The organism is Collinsella sp. AM38-1BH (genome assembly GCF_003467545.1).
Taxonomy (GTDB): domain Bacteria; phylum Actinomycetota; class Coriobacteriia; order Coriobacteriales; family Coriobacteriaceae; genus Collinsella.
Map to the genome: position 1 here is coordinate 1 of NZ_QSHC01000022.1, position 15,442 is coordinate 15,442.

Annotated in this window: 15 protein-coding genes and 2 tRNA genes; all 17 read right to left on the bottom strand. The window is 61.7% G+C overall.

Annotation, left to right across the window (positions count from 1 at the left end; all coding sequences use genetic code 11):
* Positions 1 to 60: 60 nt before the first annotated feature.
* The 17 genes from plsX to rbfA all read right to left on the bottom strand — a co-directional run bounded on the left by plsX (position 61) and on the right by rbfA (position 15,434).
* Positions 61 to 1,080, bottom strand: a complete 1,020-nt coding sequence (plsX, locus tag DW870_RS08730; RefSeq protein WP_117847658.1) for a phosphate acyltransferase PlsX — start codon at positions 1,078 to 1,080, stop codon at positions 61 to 63.
* Positions 1,081 to 1,167: 87 nt separating this feature from the next.
* Positions 1,168 to 1,347 (bottom strand): 50S ribosomal protein L32, encoded by a 180-nt coding sequence (rpmF, locus tag DW870_RS08735; protein WP_022094017.1) that lies wholly within the window; start codon positions 1,345 to 1,347, stop codon positions 1,168 to 1,170.
* Between the two features lie 64 nt (positions 1,348 to 1,411).
* Positions 1,412 to 1,966 carry a DUF177 domain-containing protein gene (locus DW870_RS08740; protein WP_117847656.1) on the bottom strand — a complete coding sequence of 185 codons (555 nt, stop codon included), beginning with the start codon at positions 1,964 to 1,966 and terminating at the stop codon, positions 1,412 to 1,414.
* Complete coding sequence (locus tag DW870_RS08745; RefSeq protein ID WP_040358176.1) at positions 1,966 to 2,463, bottom strand: ATPase; 498 nt, start codon at positions 2,461 to 2,463, stop codon at positions 1,966 to 1,968. The genes DW870_RS08740 and DW870_RS08745 overlap by 1 nt, the downstream gene beginning before the upstream one ends.
* 68 nt (positions 2,464 to 2,531) lie before the next feature.
* Positions 2,532 to 3,029, bottom strand: a complete 498-nt coding sequence (gene coaD / locus DW870_RS08750) for a pantetheine-phosphate adenylyltransferase (protein WP_117847654.1) — start codon at positions 3,027 to 3,029, stop codon at positions 2,532 to 2,534.
* Positions 3,022 to 3,678 (bottom strand): 16S rRNA (guanine(966)-N(2))-methyltransferase RsmD, encoded by a 657-nt coding sequence (gene rsmD, locus DW870_RS08755; RefSeq protein ID WP_117847652.1) that lies wholly within the window; start codon positions 3,676 to 3,678, stop codon positions 3,022 to 3,024. The genes coaD and rsmD overlap by 8 nt, the downstream gene beginning before the upstream one ends.
* Entirely contained in the window at positions 3,675 to 5,852 is a 2,178-nt protein-coding gene (gene recG / locus DW870_RS08760; protein ID WP_117877513.1) for an ATP-dependent DNA helicase RecG, read from the bottom strand. The genes rsmD and recG overlap by 4 nt, the downstream gene beginning before the upstream one ends.
* Positions 5,853 to 5,862: 10 nt before the next feature.
* Positions 5,863 to 7,524, bottom strand: a complete 1,662-nt coding sequence (locus DW870_RS08765) for a DAK2 domain-containing protein (RefSeq protein WP_117847648.1) — start codon at positions 7,522 to 7,524, stop codon at positions 5,863 to 5,865.
* A 27-nt stretch (positions 7,525 to 7,551) separates the two neighbouring features.
* On the bottom strand, positions 7,552 to 7,941 hold the full coding sequence (locus DW870_RS08770) for an Asp23/Gls24 family envelope stress response protein (protein WP_187361832.1): 390 nt from the start codon (positions 7,939 to 7,941) through the stop codon (positions 7,552 to 7,554).
* 161 nt (positions 7,942 to 8,102) lie between these two features.
* A tRNA-Asn gene (locus DW870_RS08775) sits at positions 8,103 to 8,177 on the bottom strand.
* 34 nt (positions 8,178 to 8,211) lie between these two features.
* Positions 8,212 to 8,286 (bottom strand) — tRNA-Asn (locus DW870_RS08780).
* A gap of 188 nt (positions 8,287 to 8,474) precedes the next feature.
* The gene (rpoD, locus tag DW870_RS08785) at positions 8,475 to 9,821 is read right to left on the bottom strand and encodes an RNA polymerase sigma factor RpoD (RefSeq protein ID WP_117847646.1); all 1,347 of its coding nucleotides are present in this window, start codon (positions 9,819 to 9,821) and stop codon (positions 8,475 to 8,477) included.
* A 110-nt stretch (positions 9,822 to 9,931) separates the two neighbouring features.
* A complete protein-coding gene (gene dnaG, locus DW870_RS08790; protein ID WP_117847644.1) occupies positions 9,932 to 12,046 on the bottom strand; it encodes a DNA primase in 2,115 nt (704 codons plus the stop codon).
* Positions 12,039 to 13,043 (bottom strand): riboflavin biosynthesis protein RibF, encoded by a 1,005-nt coding sequence (gene ribF / locus DW870_RS08795; RefSeq protein ID WP_117847642.1) that lies wholly within the window; start codon positions 13,041 to 13,043, stop codon positions 12,039 to 12,041. Before ribF ends, dnaG begins: the two co-directional genes overlap by 8 nt.
* On the bottom strand, positions 13,040 to 13,972 hold the full coding sequence (truB, locus tag DW870_RS08800) for a tRNA pseudouridine(55) synthase TruB (RefSeq protein ID WP_117769588.1): 933 nt from the start codon (positions 13,970 to 13,972) through the stop codon (positions 13,040 to 13,042). The genes ribF and truB overlap by 4 nt, the downstream gene beginning before the upstream one ends.
* 15 nt (positions 13,973 to 13,987) lie before the next feature.
* Positions 13,988 to 15,031 carry a bifunctional oligoribonuclease/PAP phosphatase NrnA gene (locus DW870_RS08805; protein ID WP_117877515.1) on the bottom strand — a complete coding sequence of 348 codons (1,044 nt, stop codon included), beginning with the start codon at positions 15,029 to 15,031 and terminating at the stop codon, positions 13,988 to 13,990.
* Positions 15,024 to 15,434 carry a 30S ribosome-binding factor RbfA gene (gene rbfA / locus DW870_RS08810; RefSeq protein ID WP_117647311.1) on the bottom strand — a complete coding sequence of 137 codons (411 nt, stop codon included), beginning with the start codon at positions 15,432 to 15,434 and terminating at the stop codon, positions 15,024 to 15,026. Before rbfA ends, DW870_RS08805 begins: the two co-directional genes overlap by 8 nt.
* Positions 15,435 to 15,442 lie beyond the last annotated feature (8 nt).

Consider the following 15,442-nt stretch of genomic DNA (forward strand, 5'->3'; position numbering starts at 1 on the left):
GGTTAACTGCGGGAGCGTGCCGTCAGCTCAATGTGTTCGGTTGAGATCGGAAATCAACCCTTATAAAACGATACCGTCCATAGAGTTGGCGACATTCTCGACCAGCCCGGCGCGAACGGCTTCGGCCGCCGCGAGCGTACCGTTTTTAACAGCCTCGACCGAGGTAGCGCCATGGCCGATCAGGACCACGCCGCGCAGGCCCAAAAGAATCGCGCCGCCCTTGGCGTCGCCAGAGAGCTTGGCCTTTATCTCGCGCATCTGCTTTTTAATGAGCAGTGCGGCGATCTTGGTGCCGAGCGAGGCCATAAAGGCGCCCTTGAGCTCCTGCAGCAAAAACTTGGCAGCGCCCTCGGTAGCTTTGAGAGCGATATTGCCCGACATACCATCGGCAACGACGACATCGAAGTTGCCTGAGGTGAGGTCAGTGCCCTCGCAGTTACCAACAAAGCCGGGAACGGCGGCTTTCATGGCCGGGAAGCAGGCCTTGGTAAAGTTGGAGCCCTTCTCGTCCTCGGTGCCGTTGGCAAGCAGGCCCACGCGGGGATGCTCGATGCCCAGGACGACGCGAGCATAGGCGCTACCCATCTGAGCAAAACGCACCATGTCATCGACCTCGACATCGGGGTTGGCGCCCATATCGCACAGCACCGTCAGACCGCCGGCGCGATTGGGCAGCGCATTGGTCAGACAGGGGCGCACCGGCTGCTTCTTGCCTTCGGCCTGATACCTAAACGGCGTCACGTAGGCGGTGGCAGCGGCGGTCATGGCACCGGTCGAGCCGGCGGAGAAGAACGCATCCGCGTTGCCCTTCTTAATGGCGCGGCAAGAAAGCACGATCGACGACTTACGCTTGGTCATCACGGCGCGAATGGGATCGTCATCCATGGCGATAACGTCAGGTGCTTCAAGGGCCTCAACACGTGCATGGGAAGCGGCAAAGGGATTGACGATTTCGGCGGGGCCAGCTGCCAAGACCTCGATATCGGGATCGGCGGCAAGTGCAGCCTCGATACCATCGAGAACAACCTGAGGTTTCTCGTCTCCGCCCACAACGTCTACACAAACGCGAACGTTACTCATATACATGCTCCTTATACAAAAATGGCCGACTCATTGAGCCGGCCATTGTGGTTCCATTTGGAACGGCATCGCATCCAGAGTATACCGTTACTCGGTAACGATAACCTCGCGGTCCTTGTAGAAACCGCAGCTGGGGCACACGTGGTGCGGAAGCTTGACAGCGCCGCAACGGGGGCACGTGGACTGAGCCGCAGCCGAGATCTTCATGTTGGCGGAACGGCGGGTGTGAGTGCGGATACGACCCTGCTTTTGTTTAGGTACGGGCATAGTGACCTTCCTTATGAACTATCCAGTGTGGCGATTACGCGCAAGTAGCGATACTACCACAGTTTTACTCATCAAGCTTGAGATTCTTCAATGCTGCAAATGGATTTTCCGTGGCAGCGGCCCATTCTGCCTCTGCCTGGGCGGCGCAATCGCATTGCTCGACGTTGAGATTGCAACCGCATGTGGGGCACAGACCGCGGCAATCGGGCTTGCAGAGCACCACAAACGGCGTGTCCATGACGACCGCGTCGTTGATGGGCTCACCCAGATCGACGATGCGGTCCTCACACAGGAGCTCGTAGCCGTCCTCGTAGGCCTCGGGATCCTCGGGCTCCTCAAAGAGGTAGAACTCCTCGATCTCGCCGGCGATATCAAACGAGGCGGGCTCCAGGCAACGGTCGCACTCGCCGGTGGCGTGCGCGCGGACCATGCCCGTGAGCAAGACACCGGTACCGGCATTGGTAAAGACAACGTCGTAGTCGATGCCGTCCTGAAGCTGGTACTCCTTCTCGCCCACCGTGTAGGTGGCGACATCGACCTTACCGGTCAGCGGATACGAATCTCCAGGAAACTCGAGCTGCTCGGAAAGATCGACGGTAACGCTCGGGAACTCAGCCATTACCACTGACCATTCTGTTGGGCGGCACCCTCGTTGAGCTGCTGACGGCAACGGGTAACGGTGCCAGTCAGGCTCTTGAGGTTCTCCTCCAGGTGCGTAAAGACCTGCTCCGCGTAGTCCTCGGCAGCATAACGCGTCTCGCGCTCGTACTGCTGGGCACGATCGCGGATGTCGTCGGCCTGCTGCTGCGCAAGGCGGACGATCTCCTGCTCACCGGCAATGGTGAGGGCCTGCTGCTGAGCGTCGGCGATGATGGAATCGGCCTGAGCGGCGGCGGAAGCCATAAGCTCCTCGCGCTCCTTAAGGATACGGCGGGACTTCTGCCACTCCTCGGGATAGCTCATGCGGATCTCGTCGAGGATATTGAAGAACACGTCGGCGTCGATGACCTTGAACTGAGCGTTCTTGCCGAAAGGCGGCTTGGCTTCCTCGATCAGCCCTTCGAGCTCATCGACCAAGCTGACGATCCTATCGCCAGGAAAATTCTCGCCCGGCATCCGGTCTCCTTTCATAGGTAACATATCATCGTGCTAGTTTACCACATGCCACCAGGCAATAAAAAACGTCACGAAAAGCGATGTCTGAGCGCTTCGACCACGTTGGGCGGCACAAACGTCGATACATCGCTGCCGAGCGAGGCGATCTGGCGAACGACCGAGCTCGAGATGTAACCGTACTGCGGAGCACTCATGACAAAGATGGACTCCAGCTCGCTATCCAAGCGATAATTGAGGTCGGCCTGCTGCAGCTCATACTCAAAGTCGGTCATGGCGCGCAGGCCCTTGACCACGGCCCCCGCCCCCTGCTCACGAGCGAAGTCGACCAAGAGGCCGGTAAAGGGCAGGACTTCGACGCCGTCGATATCACCGAGCGCCTCGCGGGCCAGCGCCACGCGCTCATCGAGCATAAACGTGGTGCCCACACCGTTTTTACCCTGCGACTCTGCAACAGCGACGATCACACTGGGAAAGATGCGGCGGGCGCGGCGGATCACATCGATATGGCCAAACGTGATGGGATCGAAGGTGCCCGGGACGATCACGCGGTTGATGGTGTCATTCATGGGCGTCCTCCTGAAACGTCGTGGCATCGTTGTTATCGGCATCGGTGACGGCACTATCGTCCTCACCGTCGTCATCGCCGACCCAACGAAGCAGGTCGACCGAGGTAATGCCGTAGCGCTTCTCACGTACAGTCTCAAAGCCTGCCGGATGCGCGCCCGCATCGGCGGAGGCATGCTCAAACAGGGCATAAGCGCCAGGCGCAAGCAGACCCTGCTGAGCCAGGTTCTGCAGCATTTCCTCGACCGGCTCGGCACCAAAAGCATAGGGCGGGTCGAGCAGGACCAAATCAAAGGGGCCGCCCGGTACACGACCGCGCGAGGCACTTGCCAGCATGTCGCCCGTGACCACACGCCAACGCGCACGGTCACGGCAGAGCGACTCGATATTCTTGGTAATGAGCCGCGCGGCGTTGCGATCGATCTCAAACGTCGTGAGCGAGCGGGCCCCACGAGAGAGCATCTCTAACCCTAAGGCACCGGAGCCGCCAAAGGCGTCCAGCACACGAACCTCGTCCAAATCGAAATCGAATGCCGACATGACCATAGATGCGCACGCCTCGCGCACGCGATCAGTCGTGGGGCGGGTGACATCGCGACCACGGGGCTCCTCGATCTTACGACCGCGCCATTCGCCGCCGATGATTCTCATCCTCCGCTGACCTCCTTAAAGATATGTCGATAACGCATGGCGACCGCCTCGCGCAAGGGACGCGTCGCCACAGAGTCAAGGTTGCAAGCATACCGCAAGAGCTCGACCGCGTCCAAATGGGCCCATTCGATAAGATCCTCGTCGGCGTCCAGGTCCACAAAGCGCAGGGTCACGCCGCCATGCTGACGGTAGCCCAGGATTTCGCCCTCATGGCGCAAACGCAGGTCCATCTGGGCGAGCGTAAAGCCGTCTGAGGTCTTTTCGAGCGACTGGAGGCGGTCTTGTGCCGCCGACGCGCCGCCGTTGCCCTTGGAGTGCGTCATGACCAGGCAGGTGCCCGACACGCTGCCGCGGCCCACACGGCCGCGCAACTGGTGCAGGGCCGCCAAGCCAAAGCGCTCACCGTTCTCGATGACCATGACGGTGGCGTTGGGCACGTCGACGCCCACCTCGACCACCGTGGTCGAAACGAGCACGTCGATCTCACCGCGCTTGAAGGCATCGATCACGCGGTCCTTCTCCCCCGCCGGCATGCGGCCATGAAGGCGCTCGATAGTAAGTCCCGGCAACGCCAGGCGCAGCCGGTCGAGCTCGGTTGCCGTATCGTGCAGCGGCACGGGGACGGTCACGCGGCCCTCATCGTCGCGGGCGATACCGGGGACATCCTCAAGCTCATCGGCCGAGTCGCTCGGCTCCACAAGCGGGCAGATCACGTAAGCCTGCTGGCCCTTTTCATGCGCCTCGCGAATGGCGCCGTAGGCCAGGTCGCGGCTCGACTCGGTGAGCACACGCGTCGTAACGCCCGCCCCCGGAACAGGCCGATGGCGGATGATGCTCGTGTCAAGGTCGCCGTAGACCGAGAGCGCCAGCGTGCGCGGAATCGGCGTCGCCGTCATAACGAGCAGGTCGGCACCCGGGCCCTTGGCACGCAGGGCATTGCGCTGGCCCACACCAAAGCGGTGCTGCTCGTCGATAACGACAAGCGACAGATGCTTAAACGCCACGTTATCCGAAAGGACCGCGTGGGTTCCAAAGAGGACGTCGAGCTCGCCCGATTCCAGCTGCACATGGATCTGCTCACGCTCTGCCGCCGGCGTGGCACCCGTCAGGAGCGCCCAGGACATGCCGGCCTGCGAGAGCAAGGGGCCGGTCTTATCGGCATATTGGCGCGCTAGCACACCCGTTGGCGCCATAACGCAGGACTGGGTGCCGCTATCGGCCGCAACGGCCAGCGCGCAGGCGGCGACGGCGGTCTTGCCGGTTCCGACGTCGCCCAGCAGCAGGCGGTTCATCACGCGCCCGCCATCGCACATGTCGTGCAGGATGTCTTGGAACGCGGCCTCCTGCTCGTCGCTCAGCGAAAACGGGAGGGCCTGCTTAAGCGCGGCCAGATGCTCGCCCGCGGTGTGGGCGTAGGGAACGACCTCGACCATGCCACCGTCGTTGCGCAGACGCAGCGCCAGCTGAAGGTAGAGGCACTCCTCGTAGGCAAGCCGTGCGCGCGCGATATCGCGCTCGGCCATGCTCGATGGAAAGTGAATTGAGCGCAGCGCACGAGCATTGCTCATCAGGTGGCGCTTGACGCGTAAGCGTGCGGGAATCGGGTCGAAGGGATTGCCGACAACCTCGAGCGCGCCGCTTACGATGCGGCGCATCCACGCCTGGCTCACGCCATCGCTCACATAATGGACCGGCAGTATGGTGCCCGCGGCACGCCCATCCTCGAGCTTTTCGAAATGCGGCGAGGCCATCTGCTTAAAGCCGTAGGCAAACTCGACCTTACCCATCACGGCCAGGCGGTCGCCCTGCTTAAACTGCTGGGCAATCCAGGGCTGACGGAAAAAGGCGACCTGCAGCACGCCCGTCTCGTCCACCAGCGAGACCTCGGTCACCTGCATACGCGGGCGGGGCTGCTTTTGAACGATACGATCGACCGTGGCGACAATCGTGCACACGGTACCGATGGGCGCCATCTCGATGGACCAGGAGCGCGTAAAGTCGAGATATCGGTGAGGGATATGGAGGAGGAGGTCCCCCACCGTCCGAATTCCCAGACGGCGAAGGGCCTCCTCACGTTTACCCGAAACATATTTGAGTCGCGCGATATCCTCGTCGAGCGCATTGCTCTGGGCAAAGCGCTCCGAGACGCGCGGCACGGAGCACGGCTCGGACATGGGTAGATGCCTACTCGATCGAGAAGATCACGGGATAGAGCGGCTGCTCACCACGATGGGCGTCAATCTCCAGGTCGGGCTGAGCCTCCTCGATGGCGTCGACGATCTCCTGGAAGGCCTCATCGGACAGCTCCTCGCCGGCCAGAATCGTCAGCGCGTCGCCCTCCTCTTCCTCCTGCATGCGGTTGATGCAGTCGAGCGTGACCTGTTTCACATCGGAGCCGACCACGTCGATGGAGCCGGCAATGATACCCATGACGTCACCGGAGTGAATTGGAGAGCCGTCAGAGGCGCTGGAATCGCGCACGGCACGGGTGACCTCGCCATCCCGAACCTCGCTGATGGCGTCGACCATGGCGGCGACGGCGTCCTCGAGCTCGGAATCGGGCAGGACTGCGAACAGCGCAGAGAACGCCTGCGGGACGGTCTTGGTGGGAACGACGGAGACCTTCTTGTCGGTGCAAGCAGAAGCGGCAGCCTCGGCAGCCATGCGGATGTTGCCGTTATTGGGCAGGATGATGACCGAGGTCGCGTTGACCTGGTCGACGGCGCCCAGCAGGTCGGCAGTCGAGGGGTTCATGGTCTGGCCACCGGAGACAATCACGTCAACGCCGAGGGACTTGAGGATGTCGGCCTCGCCCGAACCGGCGGCAACGGCGACAAAGCCCAACGCCTTGGCAGGCTCAGCGGCCTTTTCCTGGTCCTCATGAATCTTGGCGGTACGGTCGTGGGCCTCCATCTCCATGTTGTGGATAAAGACCTCGTAGATCTGACCAAGCTGCAGCATGTGCTCGAGCACCAGGTTAGGCGTGTTGGAGTGCACGTGAATCTTGTAGTCGGGGTAGGCACCCACGAGCAGCTCGCAGTCGCCCATGGAGCCCAGGAACTTAAGGCACTCGTCCTCGTCAAACGGGGCGTCGGCCTTAAAGAGGAACTCATTGCAGTAGCGGAACTCCGAGCCCTCCCAGTCGTCGTTGGCCTCAATCTCAACGCGACCAAGGGCCGCGTCGCGGGCAGAGCCGGCTGAATCAAACGTGGCGGAGAAATCCTCGACAACGGTGCTGCGGCCAAGCGCGGCGGCAACAAAGTTCTCCAGGAAGATGGCAAAGCCAAAGGCGCCGGAGTCGACCACGCCGTTCTCCTTCAGAACGGGCAGCAGGTCGGGCGTGCGGGCGACGGACTGGTAGGCCTCGACGACGATGGCATCGAGCGCGTCCTCGGCCGAGAACTTCTTCTTTTCGCACTCGTCGGCCTTGGTCGAAACATCTCGCAGGACCGTGAGAATCGTGCCCTCGATGGGCTTACGGACAGCCTGGAAGGCGACCTTGACGGCGCGGCGGAAGGCGAAGGCGATGTTGGCGGACGTGATAGGCTCATCGGCGGAGACGAGACCCTCGGCCACGCCGCGCAGAATCTGCGAGGTGATGACGCCGGAGTTGCCGCGAGCGCCCATCAGGGAGCCGTGGGTGATGGCGCCGGCGATGGCCTCCATATCGGCATCGGCGGGAAGGGCGGAAAGCTCCTTGGTCACCGAGGCGAGCGTGAGCGACATGTTGGTACCGGTGTCGCCGTCGGGCACGGGGAAGACGTTGAGCTTGTTGATCTCCTCGGCCTTGTCGGAAACGGCAGCCGCAGCGATCGGAAAACAGGTGCGAATGGTCTTTGCAATCATGGGTATTTGAATCTCCGTTTTCGGATGCTAGTTCAGACGGCTCTTGAGCGCGTCGATGTGGATGCCGATCTTAAGGCTGGCGGGATCGATCTGGGCGATCTCCTGCAGGGTGAAGGCAACGGAGCTCGAAAGATTGTGGCAGACGGACTTCATGTTGACGCCGTTCTCGAGCACGACGTGAAGATCGACCGTAAGGCCGTTCTCGTCGGCGGAGACAAGCACGCCCTTGCGGAGGCGCTGACCGGCAAGCAGGCGCACGCTCTCGGCGCCCTGGAGCTGCTCAGCCATGCCGACGACGCCATAGCACGTCATCGCGGCATAACCGGCAATATCGGCAATAACGTCGTTCGAGACGCTCAGGCTGCCGTTAATGGTCTCAGACACAAGAATCTCCTTATCTGGTGCTCGCGGCACCATGTCGTGGGAGCAATCATTGCAATATTCTACAACGACCGCGCCATGTTGAGGTGGCGGGTCACGGGATTACATCCTCGACACGAAATGTTGATACGGTAACGTTCGCGCCAGGCGATCGCGGCATGAAAAAACCCGCCACATAAGCGACGGGTTTTACAACCTGGCTCCCCGGGTAGGACTCGAACCTACAACAGCGCGGTTAACAGCCGCGTGCTCTACCATTGAGCTACCGAGGAATTAAAAAGCCCAACGGAAAGGGCTGGAAAATTCTGGCTCCCCGGGTAGGACTCGAACCTACAACAGCGCGGTTAACAGCCGCGTGCTCTACCATTGAGCTACCGAGGAATAGGTGCGTGCTCTCAAGCAACGAAGTTTATTATACGGACGAATCAGCTTAGGGCAAGAGCTTTTTTGAGAATTTTTCCGACCCAGTCATTGGGGACGTTCTTAAACGACCAGTCATTCAAGAACGTCCCCAATGTCTACATGAAAGCGCCCCCAAGCGGATGTGCTTGAGGGCGCCTCTTGCTTGACTAGCTCTCGATATAGTCCTTCAGCTTACTGCTACGGCTCGGGTGGCGAAGCTTGGCCAGAGTCTTGGACTCGATCTGGCGGATGCGCTCACGCGTGACGCCAAACTCGCGGCCGACTTCCTCGAGCGTACGGGGATGTCCGTCAACAAGGCCAAAGCGCAGCTCGATAACCTTGCGCTCACGATCGGCAAGCGAGTCGAGCACCTGGGTGAGCTGCTCCTGCAGCATGGAGAAGCTGGCGGCATCGGGCGGAACGATAGCCTGGGAGTCCTCGATGAAGTCGCCCAGCTGGGAATCCTCTTCCTCGCCGATAGGGGTCTCGAGCGACACGGGCTCCTGCGAAATCTTCTGGATCTCGCGGACGCGGTCGGCACTCATGTCCATCTCGGCACCGATCTCCTCGGGGGTCGGATCGCGACCCAGGTCCTGGAGAAGCTGGCGCTGCACGCGAACGAGTTTGTTGATGGTCTCGACCATGTGCACGGGAATACGGATGGTACGGGCCTGGTCGGCGATAGCGCGCGTGATGGCCTGACGGATCCACCACGTGGCGTACGTGGAGAACTTAAAGCCCTTCTGGTAGTCGAACTTCTCGACGGCGCGGATCAGACCGAGGTTGCCCTCCTGGATCAGGTCCAAGAACAGCATGCCGCGACCGACGTAGCGCTTGGCGATGGAGACGACCAGACGCAGGTTGGCGCTGATGAGCGCCTGCTTGGCCTCGAGACCCACGTTCTCGATACGGGTCAGGCGACGCATCTCGGCGCGGGTAAGCTCGATCTCGCCCGCCTCGGCGGCCTCGAGCTTCTCGGTGGCATCGAGACCGGCCTCGATCTTCATGGCCAGATCGACCTCTTCGGAGGCGGTCAGCAGGTCGACCTTACCGATCTCCTTAAGGTACATACGAACCGGGTCGCCGGTCAGCATCACCGTGGAGGCATCGATGCCGCGCACGCGCGAGCGCGAACGGGACGTACGCACGGTGCGCTTCTTCTTGCTCTTGGAAGAACCCATCTCGGCGTCGGCCTGACGGGCCATCTTAAGCTCGTGATCGTCGAGTGAACCGGAATCGTGCTCGTCGTCATCGAAATCATCGGTATCGCTATCGTTATCGTCATCTTCGACGCCCATGGGAGCGTCGTCGTTTCCGCTCGCGGAGATAATCTGGATGCCGCTGTTGCGCAGCGCGGAATACACCGCGTTGAGTTGCTCGTCAGATACATCGATATCCTTCAGGGCGACCTGAATCTCGTCCTCGGTTACCGAAGTCCTGTTTGAGCCGCTGCCCATGAGCTTTGCAACGTAGGATTCCAGCCCAGTACCCGTGCTCTCACTCTTATTTGGCACAGATTCTCCCTTCATAGTCCACAGGACTCATTACTTTAGCACACACCTACACGTCTATACCCAAAATTCAGACTGGATATAGGCGCAAATACGCTGGTTGACCACAACATCTAGGCCTGCTCGGCGCCCGCAGTCTCCAAACCGATCAAACGGAACGGATCCGCCACGCCGCCGATCGACTTTTGGAGCTCACGCTGGCGCTGAGAATCTTGCATCGCCTGCATCGTCAGCACACGGCGTGCCTCATCGTCGAGCGACCGGTCCTGGCGAAGCTTGGCCTGTGCGGCGCGCATGCGGCGCTTGATGGTGTAGAGCTCGAGGGTGTCGAGCATAAACACGATGTTCGTCTCGGTGGGGTGCTTACTCGTCGACGAAATGCGCCCGGCACTAACAAGCGACGCTGCCTCGGGACACACGGCGCGCGCCGCATCCATGCACGCCGTGGGGTCGGTGCCCGGCGGCGTCGCGAGCACGGCCCACGCGATGGACTCGTGACGCGGATCCACCCACTCGATCGAGCAGATGCGATCGGCATACGTGCGGAACAGGTCGGGGTAGCTCGTGAGCATCGTCAGCAGCTCGCGCTCCCCCGCCAAAGACTTTCGCTCTAGGTCGGTCAGCACGATCGGCATCGTCGGCGACGCGGGTGCGCCCATTATATCGGCGACCGGTGCCGCGCCATCCATACCAACCGGCACATCAATCGGCGGCATATCGTCGACAGCCTCGACCGGCGCGGCCCCGTAGGCCTCGAGCGGCACATAGTCGTACGGTTCTTCCTCGACCGGTGCGGACACCGGCGGCGTCGCCCCCGACGCCCAAGCGCCGCGAGGCGCCCCCTGCGAACCAGACGCCCGACCGCCCGCGCTGCCTGCACGCTCGGCCTGCGCCCGCTGGCGCTCGTAGTTCTGCTCGCGACGACGCTCGGCGTCCTCGCGCTTGGCAACATCGCGAAACACACGGCCCGAGCTCGAGCGCACCGTCTCCAGATCCAAACCCAGCAGGTCGGCAATCTGGATAAAGTACGTATCGATCATGTAGCTATCGCGCAGCGGATAGATGAGCGTCAGTGCATCCTCGAGCGCCTTGGCACGACCGCCCGGCGTGGTAATGTCGCTCGACTCCTGCAGTGAGCGGTACACAAAGTCCATGAGGGGTTCGGCGGCATCGATGCGCGCCTGCAGAGCCTCGCCACCATGCGCGGTGATGAACTCCATGGGGTCGTTGCCGTCGGGAAGCACCACGCAGCGCAGGTCCATCGAATCCTGCTCGATAAACTGAATCGCGCGGCGTGCGGCCTTTTGACCGGCGGCGTCGCCATCGAACATATATACAATGCGCTTGGCAAAGCGGGTGAGCGTCTTGACGTGATGTTCCGTCAGCGCCGTGCCCAGCGTGGCGACGACGTTTTTAATCCCCGCCTCCCAGCAGGCGATACAGTCGGTATATCCCTCCACCACGATGGCGGTATCCTGCGCGACGATAAACTCCTTGGCCCAGTTAAAGCCATAGAGGTTTCGCTTTTTATGGAACACGCTCGTCTCGGCGGTGTTGAGGTACTTAGGCTGGCCGTCGCCCATAATGCGCCCGCCAAAGGCGATGTTATGACCCTGCTCGTCAAAAATGGGAAACATCACGCGGTCGTAAAAACGGTCGGCAAGCTGCCCGCGACCACGGCTCACGGCCACATTGGCGTCGATCATCTCCTGCGGGGTAAAGCCCGCCTGCGACAGATGCGACACCAGCGCATTGCGACCCGGTGCAAAGCCCAGGCAGTAGCGGCGGCAGACATCGCCGCCCATACCGCGACTGGCGAAGTACTCGCGCGGACGGCTGTCCTTACCGCGCATAAGCATGGTGTGATAGAACTGGGCGGTTTCCGCACATAGGTCGTAGATGCGGGCGCGCTTGGTGCCGCGCTCGCGATAAGCGCCGGTATCGTGCAGCTCAATGCCGGCACGGTCGGCCAGGTAGCGAATCGACTCGGGAAAGCTCAGGTTCTCGCGCTTCATGATGTAGGTGAAGACGTCGCCGCCCTCGCCACAGCCAAAGCAGTGCCACACCTGCGTGGCAGGGATAATGTGAAACGAAGGGGTCTTTTCGCCATGGAAGGGGCAGCAACCCCAAAACTCATGGCCGCGGGGCTTGAGCTCAACCGTTTCCTGCACGATGGCAACCAGATCGGACGCAGCGCGTACCTGGTCTTTTTCCTCATCGCTAATCACAGATGCTCACCCCCTGATCACCCAAATGATGACGGATATCGTCAATATTACCCTCGACGGTCGCGATAAGCTCGTCCAGCGAATCGAACACGCGCGACGGGCGCAGCCAGCGCGTAAAAGCCAGCGACACCGAGGCGCCGTACAGGTCGCCTGTATACCCGATCAAGTTGGCCTCGAGATGAGCCGAGGCGGCATCGTCGGCATACGTCGGCGGCAGGCCCACATTGACGGCAGCAGGCCACACGGTATCGTCGACCAGCACCAGGCCCTCGTAGACGCCATCGGCAGGAACCTGGATGCCCTCGGGCACCTGAATATTTGCCGTGGGAAAACCCATGTCGGAGCCCTGGTGACGACCTCCGGCAACAACACCTCGCAGCATGTACGGGCGGCCGAGCAGCTCGGCGGCAAGCTCAACATGTCCCTGGCGAAGCTCCTGGCGAATACGGGTGGCGCAGACCGTCTGTCCATCGACGCACAGCAACTCGTGGCCATAGACGTCAACGTCGCGCTCGGCTCCCCATTCTTTCATCTCGGCAACGCCCGAGGCACCGCCGCGGCCCAGCCTAAAGTCGCTGCCCACGCGAATCGAGCGGATATCGACCACATGCGACAGCAGTTTAAGAAAGCCCGCGTGGTCGAGTGCCGCCACCGAAGGCGTAAAGGGAACAGCCACGACCGCATCGACCCCGGTGAGAGCCAGGGCATGCAGACGGTCGGCCGTCGTCATCAGTTTTTGAGCAGGCGAGGGGCTCAGCACCACGTCCGGGTCGGGATCGAAGGTGACCACGACAGCCTTGCAGCCATGGTTACGCGCATCGCGAACGACCGCGTCGATCAGTTCGCGATGCCCCCTATGCACGCCATCGAACACGCCGATGGCGATCGACGCGGCGCCCAGGCACGCGCAATCATCAAATGCATCGGCGACGATGCGGGCCTCATCCGACTCGCCCGCGAAAAAAATACGCGCGAGCTCGTGGGAGGTCAGCATCATCGAACACCGCCAATCGCCTGCGGAAAGACGTGCTCCATTACAAAGCGACCACCCTCGATACGGGCGAGCGCCTTGAGCCCGCCATCGAGCACCAGCGCAAACGGCGCCTTCGATGCATCGAAGCCCGCAAGCGCACGCTCAATAGGAATACGACGTCCGCACAGCAGATCGTCGGCAAGGTCGCCCGGCAAGTCGACGCGCGTGGCACCCAGTGCCGCAATGGGATCCAGGGCAAAACCGTCAGCGGACTCGGCAGAAAGCTCCTCGACCGTATGACAGGCGCCAATGGAAACAACGCCGGAGGCCGTACGGCGCAGCGCGGAAATGTGCGCCGCGTTGTCGCAGGCACGACCCAGGTCGCGAGCGAGCGCACGGATATAGGTGCCCTTGCTCACCGAAAACGCCACGGTCCAAACGCAAGCGTCGGCATCACCGCTCACGGCAATCAGATCGGCGGAGTATACCTCGACCGGACGCGGGGGCAGCGACACGGCATTGCCCTCGCGCGCAGCCTTATAGGCGCGCACGCCGTTGACCGAAATGGCCGAAAACGCCGGCGGCACCTGCATCTGCGGACCCAACATGGCACACAGACGCTCGCGGGCATAGGCCGGATCGCGCAAGTCGTCGGCAACGGGCACCGTGCGGACGGCCTCGCCCTCCGCATCATCGGTATTGGTCTCGACGCCAAACGAGATGTCGGCGACGTAGCTTTTGGTATCGAGCGTGAGCATGCCCAGCAGACGCGTGGCCTGCCCCACGCCCACCACCATGACACCCGATGCCATGGGGTCGAGCGTTCCGGCATGACCGACGCGCCGCTCATGGAGGGCGCGTCGGCATTGCGAAACCACGTCGTGGGACGTGCAGCCCACCGGCTTATCGACGGCGAGCAGCATATTAAGTTGAGAAGGTGTACGACGAGCCATGTACCATCCAAAAAGTTAGAGCTCGACGGTCACCGAAGCGGGATCCTCCCCTACCAGCTCGGCCAGCATGGGAAGTGCCGCGGTGAGCGTCTCGGAAATCGTTCCGGCGTTGGTAAAGCCGGCGGCAGCGTGGTGCCCACCTCCGCCAAAATTGGCCGCAATCTCGGAAACATCAAGTTCGCCCTTGGAGCGCAGGTTACCGCGCACCTTGGTATCGCCCTCAATGCCCTTCAGGAACAGGCAGACCTCCACACCCATCACCGAACGCACCACATCGACCAGGCCGTCGCACTCGTCCGAAGTGACGCCGCAAGCCTCGAGGTCACTCTGGTACGCATAGCTATATGCCACACGACCGTGCGCCACTGTCTTGATGCGGCCCATAACGATGGACTTGAGATGTAAGAACTCTACGCGCATGCTCTGGTAGACCTCGAGCGCAACGCGCGCCGGATCGGCACCGTGCGCGACCAGGCGCGAGGCGGCGTGAAACGCAGCGGCATCGGCGTTTTGATACTGAAAACGACCGGTATCGGTCACCAGGCCGCACAACAGGCAGGTCGCGACACCATCGCGAGCCACAATGCCGCAATTGTCCAAAAAGCGGTCGATGATCATGGCACAGGCCGCGGCATCGACGCACCTCAGGCTCAGCTCGGCAAATTCCTCGCGCGCCGGGTGGTGATCGAAGCACACCACATGCGACGAGCGGCGGAGCACCTCGGCGGAGTTGTTCAGACGCTCGACGACCGGCACGTCCACCGAGATGAACAGGTCCGGATTGCCGGTATACGCAGATGCCGGCACCAGACGGTCGGCGCCCTCCATAAAGCGGTAGATGCGCGGAACCGGGTCATCGTCTGCCAGCAGCAGGGCAATGTCCTTGTTGGGAAAGAACTTCCTAAGCGAGAGGCCCAGGCCCAGCACGGAGCCCAGGGCGTCGCCATCGGGAGACGTATGTCCCGAAATCGCAATGGAGGACGCACCCTCGATGAGCTCAAGGATGCGTCGCTGAATATCTGCAGACTCGCACGATGCGAGGTCGGCGGAATTACTCATCTAAAGCTGCCTCCTGGGCGGCATCCGCAATTGGATAGCCGTCCTCGTCCTTTTCGATCGCAAGCGTGGCGGGAACGTTTTCCAGCGCACGCGTGATGCGCTCGGCCTCATCGGTCGAGCGATCGATGCGAAAATCGAGCTCGGGCGTGACGCGCCAATCGAGCGAGCGGGCCAGCAGGCTACGGATGCGGCCCTTGGCGCTGGCGAGCGCCTCCATGACTTCGTCGTAGCGGCTCGCGTCGCACGACACATACACACGCGCGAACGAACGGTCCACCGCGACCTCGACCGCGGTCAGGGTGACCAGGTCGAGACGCGGATCGGAAACCTCAAAGAGCAGGATATAACCGAGCTTCTCGCGAAGCTGCTCGCCCAAACGGCGGGTTGCCTGCGTTTGCTTCATAGCGCTAC